The sequence below is a fragment of the Pseudomonas sp. MWU12-2037 genome, assembly GCF_023242345.1.
GTDB classification, from domain to species: domain Bacteria; phylum Pseudomonadota; class Gammaproteobacteria; order Pseudomonadales; family Pseudomonadaceae; genus Aquipseudomonas; species Aquipseudomonas gingeri_D.
Map to the genome: position 1 here is coordinate 87,224 of NZ_JALLIZ010000021.1, position 12,254 is coordinate 99,477.

Below are 12,254 nucleotides of genomic sequence, written 5' to 3' on the forward strand. Positions count from 1 at the left end.
ATCAGATACCCCAGAGAATCTGCACACCCCAGACGAAGTAGGCGAACATCGCAACGCCGCATACTGCCTGGAAAAGGAAACGCACTGCTGTCGCGGACTTGCCCAGCGCCATCGGCGTCAGGTAGTCGGTCGAAATGGTCCACATGCCGACCCAGGCGTGAGCGCCCAGGGCCACCAGGGCCAACAGACTGAAGATGCGCATCCCGTTGTGGGCGAACAGCCCGTGCCACTGGGCGTAGCCCAGGCCCGGATTCGCAACGACGTATCCGATCAGGAAGATGAAGTAAGCCGCGAGAACGACAGCAGATACGCGCTGCGCCATCCAGTCGTAGAGGCCCGAACGCGATAGGTTCGTAACGCTGGTTACCATATCCAAACTCCCGCCAGAACGATCAGCACCACGGAAATGGCGATGACGATTTTAGAGCCCAGTTTGCCGCCTTCCAGCGTTTCACCGATGCCCATATCCATGATCAGATGGCGCACACCAGCCACCATGTGATACAGCAAGGCGGACAGAAGCCCCCATCCAATGAACTTGGCCAGCGGGCTGGTCAAGCACGCCTTCACCTCGGCGAAACCTTCCTCCGAACCCAGGGATTTGCCCAATGCATACAGCATGAAGCCAAGGCCCAGGAAGAGAATGATGCCGGATACACGGTGAAGAAACGACGTAACGCCGGTTATGGGGAGTTTGATGGTCCTTAGGTCTAGGTTTACAGGTCGTTGGCTTTTCACGGCTTTTTTTTCACTGATGAGCCCTAACGATCAGGGCAAAGTTGTTGGGCAAGTGCACTGGTCAGGTACCCACCACCCAGGGAGTGACGACCCCCAGTAAAACAGGCCCAAAAGCCCCTGGCGGTCGGGTGCCGAGTATAGACAGTTAGGCTACTAATGACAACGCAAAGGACTACCCCTAATAGCGCATTGCGTTAGCCGGATAAAAGGCGTAAATAGCCGTCAATTTCGAGGAAAAGGTCCGCCCAAAGCCGCCTACGACAAGACTTTTGGCAAATTGACATTCGAATTTATCTCACTATAGTGGTGCGGGCCCTGCGTGGGGGGCCTGTCTGATGATTTCAAGCATAAATAGGAGGCCACATGGCTGACAAAAAAGCGCAGTTGATCATCGAGGGCGCAGCCCCCGTCGAGCTGCCCATTTTAACCGGCACCGTTGGTCCCGATGTAATCGACGTGCGGGGCCTGACGGCCACGGGCCGGTTCACATTCGACCCTGGCTTCATGTCGACCGCTTCCTGCGAGTCGAAGATCACCTATATCGACGGCGATAACGGCATCCTGCTGCACCGCGGCTACCCGATCGAGCAACTCGCCGAGAAATCCGACTACCTGGAAACCTGCTACCTGCTGCTCAACGGCGAACTGCCGACAGTCGAGCAGAAGGCCCAGTTCGTCAGCACCGTGAAGAATCACACCATGGTGCACGAGCAGTTGAAGACCTTCTTCAACGGTTTCCGTCGCGACGCCCACCCGATGGCCGTGATGTGCGGCGTGGTTGGCGCCCTGTCGGCCTTCTACCACGACTCCCTGGACATCAATAACGCCCAGCACCGCGAGATTTCCGCCATTCGCCTGGTCGCCAAGATGCCGACCCTGGCCGCGATGGTGTACAAGTACTCCATGGGTCAACCCATGATGTACCCGCGCAACGACCTGTCGTATGCGGAAAACTTCCTGCACATGATGTTCAACACCCCGTGCGAGATCAAACCGATCAGCCCGGTGCTCGCCAAGGCCATGGACCGGATCTTCATCCTCCATGCCGACCACGAGCAGAATGCTTCGACCTCCACCGTGCGCCTGGCGGGCTCTTCGGGTGCCAACCCGTTCGCCTGTATCGCCGCCGGTATCGCCGCGCTCTGGGGCCCTGCCCACGGCGGCGCGAACGAAGCGGTCCTGACCATGCTCGATGAAATCGGCGATGTCTCGAACATCGACAAGTTCATCGCCAAGGCCAAGGACAAGAACGATCCGTTCAAGCTGATGGGCTTCGGTCACCGGGTCTACAAGAACCGCGACCCACGCGCCACCGTGATGAAGCAGACCTGCGACGAAGTCCTGAAAGAGCTGGGCATCAACAACGATCCGCAGCTGGAACTGGCCATGCGTCTCGAAGAGATCGCCCTGACCGACCCGTACTTCATCGAGCGTTCGCTGTACCCGAACGTCGACTTCTACTCGGGGATCATCCTCAAGGCGATCGGCATTCCAACCAGCATGTTCACCGTGATCTTCGCCCTGGCGCGGACCGTGGGCTGGATCTCCCACTGGAAGGAAATGCTCTCCAGCCCGTACAAGATTGGCCGTCCGCGCCAGCTGTACACCGGCTACGAGTCGCGTGACATCACCAAGCTGGAAGACCGCAAGTAAGGTTTGCCTCGCGCTGACACCTTAGCTGCACCGGAAACGGCCTCTTGATAGAGGCCGTTTCTGTTTGTGGACATCCGGTTGCCCAATGCCGGCTGCTCCTACAATGACCGAGACAGCCAACAAAAATGCCCCGGCCTCTCGACCGGGGCATTTCGTTGCAACACAGCTTATATAGAGAAGCCTATACAACCCTTAGTGAGAAACCGCCCCACTCGCCCCCAGACCGGTCTGCGAACGCACGAACTGCGGGAAGAACAGCGCCCGCTCCTTCTCCGCCGCCACCGACTTGTCGGTAATGGAGAAGAACCAGATCCCGACGAACGCAATGATCATCGAGAACAGCGCCGGGTACTCATACGGGAAGATCGCCTTCTCGTGATGCATGATCTGCACCCAGATGGTCGGGCCGAGGATCATCAGCCCTACCGCACTGACCAGGCCCATCCAGCCGCCGATCATCGCGCCACGGGTGGTCAGCTTCTTCCAGTACATGGAAAGCAGCAGCACCGGGAAGTTGCAGCTGGCGGCAATCGAGAACGCCAGGCCGACCATGAACGCGATGTTCTGGCTTTCGAACAGGATGCCCAGGCCGATCGCCAGCACACCAAGGGCGATGGTGGTGATCTTCGAGACGCGGATCTCATCCTTTTCGTTGGCCTTGCCCTTCTTGATCACGCTGGCATACAGGTCATGGGACACCGCCGAGGCGCCGGCCAGGGTCAGACCGGCCACCACCGCGAGGATGGTGGCAAAGGCCACGGCCGAGATAAAGCCGAGGAAGATGTTGCCACCCACCGCGTTGGCCAGGTGCACCGCCGCCATGTTGTTGCCACCGAGCAGCGCGCCCGCCGCATCCTTGAACGCCGGGTTGGTGCTGACCAGCAGGATCGCGCCAAAACCGATGATAAAGGTCAGGATATAGAAGTAGCCGATGAACCCGGTGGCGTACAACACGCTCTTGCGCGCTTCCTTCGCATCACTCACGGTGAAGAAACGCATCAGGATGTGGGGCAGCCCGGCAGTACCGAACATCAGCGCCAGGCCCAGCGAGAAGGCCGAGATCGGATCCTTCACCAGGCCGCCGGGGCTCATGATCGCTTCACCCTTGGGGTGAACCTTGACCGCTTCGGAAAACAGCATGTTGAAGTCGAAGTTGACGTGCTTCATCACCATCAGCGCCATGAACGAGGCACCGGACAGCAACAGCACCGCCTTGATGATCTGCACCCAGGTGGTGGCCAGCATGCCGCCGAACAGCACATAGAGGCACATCAGGATCCCCACCAGGATCACCGCCACGTAGTAGTCCAGGCCGAACAGCAGCTGGATCAGCTTGCCGGCACCGACCATCTGGGCGATCAGGTAGAAGGACACCACCACCAGCGAACCGCAGGCCGACAGCGAACGGATCTGGGTTTGCCCGAGGCGGTAGGACGCCACATCGGCAAAGGTGTACTTGCCCAGGTTGCGCAGGCGCTCGGCGATCAGGAACAGGATGATCGGCCAGCCCACCAGGAAGCCGATGGAGTAGATCAGGCCGTCATAACCCGAGGCATAGACCAGCGCGGAAATCCCCAGGAAGGACGCCGCCGACATATAGTCGCCGGCAATCGCCAGGCCGTTCTGCAAACCGGTGATCTTGCCGCCCGCCGCGTAGTAGTCGGCAGCCGACTTGTTGCGCTTGGAGGCCCAGTAGGTGATGCACAGGGTGGCGCCGACGAACACCACGAACATCGCGATGGCCGCCAGATTGAGAGGTTGCTTGTGCACTTCGCCGGTCAGGGCGTCAGCCGCCAGGACCAGGGGCGCGAAAGCCGAGCCGGCCAATACTGCCAATAGACGCCGGATCATTGTTGGGCCTCCTTGAGAATCGCGTTGTTCAGGTCGTCGAACTCGCCATTGGCGCGACGCACATAGATGGCCGTCAGGACGAACGCCGAAACGATCAGTCCGACACCCAACGGGATGCCCCAGGTAATGGAAGAGCCGGGACTGAGTTTGGCGCCCAGGATCTGTGGCCCATAGGCGATCAACAGAATGAAACCCGAGTAAAGTCCGAGCATGATCGCCGACAGTGTCCAGGCGAAGCGTTCCCGTTTCCTGACCAGCTCCTTGAAGCGGGGGCTGTTTTGAATCGAGAGGTAAATGCTGTCGTTCATTGTTTTTATCCTCGCAGCACAGATGAGATGAAACCTTTTTCACTTTAGGCGGCTGGGGAAGCGAAACCAGACGACCTTAGTATTAGAACGACATTACCGTTTCGCCAGTTTTCAGGCGAAGACGCTCTGAATCAGTGTAGGCGGTGATGACAGACACCCAGACGCAAAAAGGCCGCATGACGGAATATCATGCGGCCTTTTCGGGGTACTACGCGGGCAGGTGGGTTACTGGGTCCACTCGGCTACGCGGTCCGGGTGCTTGGCGACCCAGTCCTTGGCCGCAACATCCGGCTTGGCGCCGTCCTGGATCGCCAGCATGACTTCGCCGATCTCATCCTTGGAGGCCCACTGGAACTTCTTCAGGAACGCCGCCACTTCCGGCGCCTTGGCTTCCAGCTTCAAGCTGCCGATGCTGTTCACGGTTTCAGCGGCGCCATAGACGCCCTTCGGATCGTCCAGGAAGCGCAGTTTCCACTTGGCGAACATCCAGTGCGGCACCCAGCCGGTGACGACAATGGATTCGTTCTTCTTCTCGGCACGGGTCAGTTCGGCGATCATCCCCGCCCCCGAGCTGGCTTGCAGCTTGTAGTCCAGACCGTAGTCCTTGATGGCCTGGTCGGTCTTGAGCATCACGCCTGAACCGGCGTCGATGCCGACGATCTTGTTCTTGTAGGTGGTGTCAGTCTTCAGGTCGGCGATGGACTTGGCCGTGACGTACTCCGGCACGATCAGACCGATCTTGGCATCCTTGAAGTTGGGGCCGTAGTCAACCACCTTGTCCTTGTTCTTGGCCCAGTACTCACCATGGGTCACGGGCAACCAGGCCGAAAGCATGGCATCGAGCTTGCCGGTGGCAACCCCCTCCCACATGATCCCGGTCGCGACGGCTTGCAGCTTGACGTCATAACCCAGTTTCTGCCGGATGATCTCGGCCGCCACGTTGGTAGTGGCCACGCTGTCAGACCAACCATCGACATAACCGATGGATACTTCCTTGGCCGCCGCACCGGCCAGGTTGGAACTGATCGCCAGTACCAGAGCGGCACCTGCGCCTAAGAGTCGTCGCATCTTCATCGTTACTTCCCCGAAATGCTGCACCCGACGACTGCCGGGCGACGTCAACGTATTGTTATGGTGCACAGCGCCCCCATCACGCCTCACCGCCAAACCCGTTCGATCATCAGCGGAGTACTGATACCCTGATCATCAACCCGCCTCGCCCATCGACCTGCTCTGACAGCGACCTCAAGGCAACGAGAAACGACATCAGAACGCCAGCAATCGGGGGCTGGGGGAAATCCCGTCATTAAATGAATATGACAAACTGACACCGTTCAGCCTAGACAGAACCCCTACAGCCTGCTATCAAAAGAGTAAGTCTGTTGATTTCGCGCTATCAAGCCGAGCAATTCAGGATTCAGACGCTCAAGTTTGGGGGGATATCTCTCAATGAAAAGGGCGAAAAAAATGAAAATCATCAGAGTACTGTCTTACTTTCTATCATTCATCAGTGCTTCTGCACTTGTGCTCAGCGTCCACGCAGAAGAGTCTGCCAAACCTGGCATGCCTGAACCACCTGGTGGCGCAATCAAGGCTTTACTGTCCAAATCGCGTGACGGTAAAACTCAGTGGTCTATCCCGTGCTCCGCCAATGGATATAACGGGGATATGCAGGTCAGTGCTCGATTTTTACCTAGCAATGGGCACTATACTTTTCTTGTCGAGACGATTGCTTATAAAATCAGCCCCAACAACGGAAGAAACAAAGGAAACATCAATTTTCGCATCGGAAAATACGACTCGAATGGAACAGGGTATCTCGCCTGGTATAAGTCTCCAGACGCCATGATACAGGATGCGCAGTGGCATAGCCTTAACGTATCAAGAAATACGGCAACAGACTGGCAGGGCCTTATTGAGATCGAATATATATTCGACGACTCGTTTCATGATACAAAATGTTCCAAACTGTATAAATTTGATAGCCCTGCAAGTGGAGGCTCGACGCCAACGGATTCAGCCCAATAAGAGCGCCTGTCCACAAGACGTAGAATATGGCGCCCGCGATAGATAAAAGCGGGCGCCATGTAGTCCATGTCGGATAGTTCGCCGTGAAACCCGTACCACAAGTTCACTTCTGCCGTTACTGCGCCAAAACTTTGCATGACAAAATACTGCGAGGGCCCTCGACCCGGAGAAATCCGGGTAACATGCGCGGCTTTGTTCCCATACGGCCCGACCATGTCCGCCACTGCCCGTTTCCCGCTCCTCCCGTTCTTGTTCGCCAGCCTGCTCGGACTTCTTGCACTTTGCGGCTTCTGGTATGGCCTCGGCCAGCCGGTGATCCTGCCCGATGCGGCGACGCCGACCCACAAGCTGCAATGCGCCTCCTATACGCCGTTCGCCAAGGACCAATCGCCGTTCGACCAGCCGTTCAAGCCTCGTGTCGAACGCATGGATGCCGACCTGGCGCTGCTGGCGACGAACTTCGAGTGTATTCGCACCTATTCCCAGGCCGGCCTGGAACAGCTTCCCGAACTGGCACGCAAGCATGGTCTGAAAATGATGATCGGCGCCTGGGTCAGCAGCGATCCCGTGGCCACGGAGCAGGAAGTCGACGCCCTGATCGCCTCGGCGAACGCCAACGCCGATGTGGTCAGCGCGGTGATCGTCGGTAACGAAGCCTTGCTGCGCAAGGAAATCACCGAGTCGCAACTGGTCAAGCTGATCCACAAGGTCAAGGCCAACGTGAAGCAGCCGGTGACCTATGCCGACGTCTGGGAATTCTGGCTCAAGCATCCGCAGGTCGCCCCGGCCGTGGACTTCCTGACCATTCACCTGCTGCCGTACTGGGAAGATGACCCTGCCGGGATCGACCGCGCGATCGAACATGTCGCCCAGGTCCGCGAGGTATTCGGCAAGCGGTTCGCCCCCAAGGACATCCTGATCGGTGAAACCGGCTGGCCGAGCGAAGGCCGCCAGCGTGAAACCGCCCTGCCGAGCCGGGTCAACGAAGCGAAGTTCATTCGCGGTTTTGTCACCCTGGCCGAGCAGAACGGTTGGCACTACAACCTGATCGAGGCCTTCGACCAACCGTGGAAACGCGGCAGCGAAGGTGCGGTCGGCGGTTACTGGGGGCTGTTCGATGCCGACCGCCAGGACAAGGGCGTGTTGGCCGGGCCGGTTTCGAACCTGCCGCAATGGCCGCTGTGGTTGGGTTTCGGTGGGGTGATATTCCTCGGTACCTTGCTGCTGGCCGGGCTAGTGCGCAATACCCGGGCGGCGCTGTTGTTGCCGCTGCTGGGGGCGCTGGCAGGTTGCTCCATAGGTGCCTGGGGCGAATTGGCGTGGGTCACCAGCCGGTTTACCAGCGAGTGGGTCTGGGCCGGCCTGCTGGTGCTGTTGAACCTGCTGGTGCTGGCCCATGCGGCACTGACCCTGGGTAGCCAGGCCGGCTGGCGCGCCGGCCTGTCCAAATCCCTGGAGCAACGCGCCGGCTGGCTGCTGGCAGGCTCGGGCTTTGCAGTGGCGGTGATGATGCTGGAGTTGGTATTCGATCCACGCTACCGCAGCTTCCCGAGCGCAGCCTTGCTGTTGCCGGCGCTGGTGTTCCTGGTGCGTCCGGTGCGCGGCCCGCGTCGGGAGATGGGGCTGCTGGCGCTGATCATCGGCGCCGGTATTGCCCCGCAGCTGTACCGTGAAGGCCTGGCCAACCAGCAGGCCTGGGGTTGGGCGCTGGTCTGCGTGCTGATGGTGGCCGCGCTGTGGCGTAGTGTGCGGGTTCGCAAATAACAGACAAACCCGACTTCAGGGCTCGACGCTATTGCGCGCTGAAACACCGTCCTTGTAGGAGCTGGCTTGCCGGCGATGAGGCCCTCAAGCCTTGCACCGTTCGTGGGAACGCCATCGCCGGCAAGCCAGCTCCCACAATGACCGCATTGACCGTAACGATGAGGCAAGGGTCAAGACGGTATCCACCACCCCATCAAGCCGCCCGCACCAACCGCAACCCCGCCATCACCAGCGCAAACACCGCCAGACTGGTGTTGTACAACGCCAGCGCCGGAAATCCGGCCAGCAGCGCCAGCACCGCCAGGCCTCGACCCAAACGCCCCGGCGCGACAAAAGCCAACACTGCCGCCACCAACGCCGTCCAGCCCAGCGCCTTGAAGTGGATCAACCAGCCCAGGTTGGAGCGCGCCTGGCACTGCCAGCGCGACGCCTCGTCCAGGCACAGCCCGACCCACTGCCCGTCCTCCATCAATCCATAACGCACGCCATAACTGGCAGCCAGCCACAACGGCAGGACAATAAGCAGCAGAACCAGCGGCAAACGGCGAGACATGGACAACTCCGATAAGCGAAAACGGCGCCCAGCATAATCGCCAGAACCACCTATGCAAGCGCTCACCACATATAACTGTTCGGCAAACTGCGGCAAAGTGTATCGTTGCCAGGCAATTACCCGTCGCCCCCCCATCTAAAATGCTTTTTTAGCGTCGGGACATGGCACTTCGGCAGTACCCCGATGGTCATAGCCTGCGAACCTCATTCAGTGCTTTCCTTCAAAGGGATGTAGTCATGCTCCGTTCTCTGCGCCTCGCTGCCTTTATCGGCGGTCTCATCTTGAGTGCGTCCGCCCTGGCAGTCGATGTCGACGCCGCCAGTTATGGCTACCCGCTGACCAACCCGTTTGAAGCGACCATCGCCACCACGCCACCGGCGCTACGGCCGAAACTGCCCGACGACGACAGCATCCACCAGGCCGACTACAGCCTCAAGTTGCGCCCCGAGCGCGACTTCATCCTTCCGGACAATTTCTGGGCGGTGAAGAAACTCACCTACCGCCTGGCCCAGCAGGATCACCCGGCACCGCTGATCTTCCTGATCTCCGGCACCGGCGCACGTTATGACAGCAGCATCAACGAGTACCTGAAAAAGCTCTATTACCAGGCCGGCTACCACGTCGTGCAGCTGTCATCGCCCACCAGCTTCGACTTTATGAGTGCCGCCTCGCGCTTCGCCACCCCCGGTATCAGCCAGGAAGACGCCGAGGACATGTACCGGGTCATGCAGGCGGTACGCGCCCAACAACCGAAACTGCCGGTGACCGAGTACTACCTCACCGGCTACAGCCTCGGCGCCCTGGATGCCGCTTTCGTCAGCAAGCTGGATGAAACCCGGCGCAGCTTCAACTTCAAGAAAGTCCTGCTGCTCAACCCGCCGGTCAACCTCTACACCTCGGTCACCAACCTCGACAAGCTGGTCCAGACCGAGGTCAAGGGCATCAACAACACCACCACCTTCTATGAGCTGGTGCTGGGCAAGCTGACCCGCTACTTCCAGCAGAAGGGCTACATCGACCTCAACGACGCCCTGGTCTACGACTTCCAGCATTCCAAGCAGCACCTGACCAATGAACAGATGGCCATGTTGATCGGCACCACCTTCCGCTTTTCGGCGGCGGACATCGCCTTTACCTCGGACCTGATCAACCGCCGCGGCCTGATCACCCCGCCGAAATACCCGATCAGCGAAGGCACCAGCCTCACGCCGATGTTCAAGCGCGCCCTGCAGTGTGATTTCGACTGCTACCTGACCGAACAGGTGATCCCGATGTGGCGCGCCCGCAGCGACGGCGGCAGCCTGCTGCAACTGATCGACCAGGTCAGCCTCTACGCCCTCAAGGACTACCTGCACGACAGCCCGAAAATCGCCGTGATGCACAACGCCGACGACGTCATCCTCGGCCCTGGCGACCTGGGTTTCCTGCGCAGCACCTTTGGCAATCGTCTGACGGTCTACCCCCATGGCGGCCACTGCGGCAACCTCAATTACCGCGTCAACGCCGACGCCATGCTGGAGTTCTTCCGTGGCTAAATCTCTTTTGTTGATCGCAGCCTTGCTCTGCGCAACCCCTGCCCTGGCCGACAACAGCAAGGCCCACGACCCCGTGATACATGACTCGGACGGTTTCACCGAGCCATTGACCAAGCTCAAGTTCAACCCGGGCCTGGACCAGCGCGAATTCGAACGTTCGACCCTCAACGCCCTGAGTGTCTACGACCCGTTGGAGTCCTGGAACCGCCACGTCTATCACTTCAACTACCGCTTCGACGAGTGGGTGTTCCTGCCGGCGGTCGATGGCTACCGCTACGTCACGCCGACCTTCCTGCGCGAGGGGGTGAGCCACTTCTTCAGTAACCTGGGGGACGTTTCCAACCTGCTCAACAGCCTGTTCCAGTTCAAAGGCAAGCGCGCGCTGGAAACCACCGGGCGCCTGCTGCTCAACACCACCATCGGCGTCGCCGGCCTGTGGGACCCGGCGACCAGGATGGGCCTGCCACGCCAGACCGAAGACTTCGGCCAGACCCTGGGCTTCTATGGTGTACCGGGCGGGGCGTACCTGGTGCTGCCGTTCTTCGGGCCGTCGAACCTGCGCGATACCACGGGGCTGGTGTTCGACTTCGCCGCCGAATCACAGATCAACTTCCTCAACGTTTCCCAGGTCAGTTCCGACCACCCGGAAATCTATCTGCTGGAGGCCATCGACAAGCGCTACACCACCAGCTTCCGTTACGGTCAGTTGAACTCGCCGTTCGAATACGAGAAAGTCCGCTACGTGTACACCGAGGCGCGCAAGTTGCAGATTGCCGAATAAGCCAGGATGTTACAGGTGATGGACCTGTCGCGCTGCCGGTAAGCTGAGATAACAAACCCTTTAAAGCGCCACAAAACCTGTAGGAGCTGGCTTGCCGGCGATGAGGCCCTCAAGCCTTGCATTGCCCTTACGGCCGCCATCGCCGGCAAGCCGGGCTCCTACAAGGCGCACGGTGCTCTCAAGATTGCAGATAACAGGCCTGACAAGGACATAAGCATGTACCACCTGATCGCCACCGACCTGGACGGCACCCTGCTGCTACCGGATGACCGCATCGGCGACTATTCCCATGGGGTGCTCAAGCGCCTATTGGAGGCCGGCAAGCATGTGGTTATCGCCACCGGGCGCAGCCAGCCCGATGTCGAGGCGATCCTGCGGCCCTACAACCTGAAGGTTCACCTGATCACCGCCAACGGCGCACGGGTCAGCAGTGCCTGCAAGACCCTGGACGCCAGCGAGCATCTGTCACCTCAGGCGGTGCGAGCGCTGCTGGATGCCACCCGGCACGACCCGAACCTGGTGACCAACCTGTATGGCCAGTCCCAATGGTTCACCAATGCCGATAGCCAGTTGCTGAAGAGATTCATGCAGAACGAAGGCTTTCCTCCCACGGTAGTGACTGGCGATGAGTTCCCCATCGAGGCGGTGGAGAAAGTCTTCTTTATCCACAAGGACAAGGACCATGAGGCCCTGGCGATCCTGGATGAACAGCTCAAGCGCCTGGTGGGCGATCAGGTGCACAGCACCTTTTCCTCGCCCTTCTGCCTGGAAATGATGGCCAGCAGCGTGTCCAAGGGCAGTGCCCTGAAGAAACTCGCGGACTTCCTGCAAGTGCCGCTGAGCCAGTGCATCGCATTTGGCGACGGGATGAACGACGTGGAAATGCTCTCGAGCATCGGCAAGGGGCTGGTCATGGGCACAGCTCACGCCAAGGTGTTCCAGGCCCTGCCCGGGCATGAAACCCTGGGCAGTTGCAGCGAGGAATCAGTGGCCCGTTATCTGGCGGCGAACCTGCTGACAGCGTAATCCACAGACTGAACACG

General features: G+C 59.5%; 12 protein-coding genes. 6 read left to right on the forward strand and 6 right to left on the reverse strand.

All coding sequences use genetic code 11. The features are described from left to right. Position 1 precedes the first annotated feature (1 nt). Together sdhD and sdhC are read right to left on the reverse strand one after the other, a co-directional pair. Complete coding sequence (sdhD, locus tag M5B42_RS27435; RefSeq protein WP_103498762.1) at positions 2 to 370, reverse strand: succinate dehydrogenase, hydrophobic membrane anchor protein; 369 nt, start codon at positions 368 to 370, stop codon at positions 2 to 4. After that, positions 364 to 738 carry a succinate dehydrogenase, cytochrome b556 subunit gene (sdhC, locus tag M5B42_RS27440; RefSeq protein ID WP_103498761.1) on the reverse strand — a complete coding sequence of 125 codons (375 nt, stop codon included), beginning with the start codon at positions 736 to 738 and terminating at the stop codon, positions 364 to 366. Before sdhC ends, sdhD begins: the two co-directional genes overlap by 7 nt. A gap of 363 nt (positions 739 to 1,101) precedes the next feature. Between sdhC and gltA the strand changes: the two genes are divergently transcribed. Next, positions 1,102 to 2,391, forward strand: coding sequence for a citrate synthase (gene gltA, locus M5B42_RS27445; protein WP_103498760.1), 1,290 nt, complete (start codon positions 1,102 to 1,104; stop codon positions 2,389 to 2,391). Positions 2,392 to 2,583: 192 nt separating this feature from the next. Here the strand turns inward: gltA and M5B42_RS27450 are convergent, their stop codons facing one another. The 3 genes from M5B42_RS27450 to M5B42_RS27460 form a co-directional block, all read right to left on the reverse strand. Next, a complete protein-coding gene (locus M5B42_RS27450) occupies positions 2,584 to 4,242 on the reverse strand; it encodes a cation acetate symporter (RefSeq protein ID WP_248747565.1) in 1,659 nt (552 codons plus the stop codon). Beyond that, positions 4,239 to 4,550 (reverse strand): DUF485 domain-containing protein, encoded by a 312-nt coding sequence (locus tag M5B42_RS27455; protein ID WP_103498758.1) that lies wholly within the window; start codon positions 4,548 to 4,550, stop codon positions 4,239 to 4,241. The genes M5B42_RS27450 and M5B42_RS27455 overlap by 4 nt, the downstream gene beginning before the upstream one ends. 225 nt (positions 4,551 to 4,775) lie before the next feature. Beyond that, entirely contained in the window at positions 4,776 to 5,624 is an 849-nt protein-coding gene (locus M5B42_RS27460; RefSeq protein WP_248747566.1) for a glycine betaine ABC transporter substrate-binding protein, read from the reverse strand. Between the two features lie 393 nt (positions 5,625 to 6,017). Between M5B42_RS27460 and M5B42_RS27465 the strand changes: the two genes are divergently transcribed. Further along, on the forward strand, positions 6,018 to 6,578 hold the full coding sequence (locus M5B42_RS27465; RefSeq protein ID WP_248747567.1) for a hypothetical protein: 561 nt from the start codon (positions 6,018 to 6,020) through the stop codon (positions 6,576 to 6,578). 213 nt (positions 6,579 to 6,791) lie between these two features. Beyond that, entirely contained in the window at positions 6,792 to 8,342 is a 1,551-nt protein-coding gene (locus tag M5B42_RS27470) for a beta (1-6) glucans synthase (protein ID WP_248747568.1), read from the forward strand. Positions 8,343 to 8,535: 193 nt separating this feature from the next. On the opposite strand, the gene M5B42_RS27475 is transcribed toward M5B42_RS27470, so the two are convergent. Beyond that, positions 8,536 to 8,895, reverse strand: a complete 360-nt coding sequence (locus M5B42_RS27475) for a hypothetical protein (RefSeq protein WP_248747569.1) — start codon at positions 8,893 to 8,895, stop codon at positions 8,536 to 8,538. Between the two features lie 236 nt (positions 8,896 to 9,131). Here M5B42_RS27475 and M5B42_RS27480 point away from each other — a divergent pair, with 236 nt between their 5' ends. The 3 genes from M5B42_RS27480 (at position 9,132) to M5B42_RS27490 (ending at position 12,237) form a co-directional block, all read left to right on the forward strand. Continuing rightward, a complete protein-coding gene (locus M5B42_RS27480; RefSeq protein WP_177100396.1) occupies positions 9,132 to 10,430 on the forward strand; it encodes a serine/threonine protein kinase in 1,299 nt (432 codons plus the stop codon). Further along, positions 10,423 to 11,211: a VacJ family lipoprotein gene (locus M5B42_RS27485; RefSeq protein ID WP_248747570.1), complete on the forward strand. Its 789-nt coding sequence runs from the start codon at positions 10,423 to 10,425 to the stop codon at positions 11,209 to 11,211. Before M5B42_RS27480 ends, M5B42_RS27485 begins: the two co-directional genes overlap by 8 nt. A gap of 216 nt (positions 11,212 to 11,427) precedes the next feature. Then, positions 11,428 to 12,237, forward strand: a complete 810-nt coding sequence (locus M5B42_RS27490; RefSeq protein WP_248747571.1) for a Cof-type HAD-IIB family hydrolase — start codon at positions 11,428 to 11,430, stop codon at positions 12,235 to 12,237. Positions 12,238 to 12,254 lie beyond the last annotated feature (17 nt).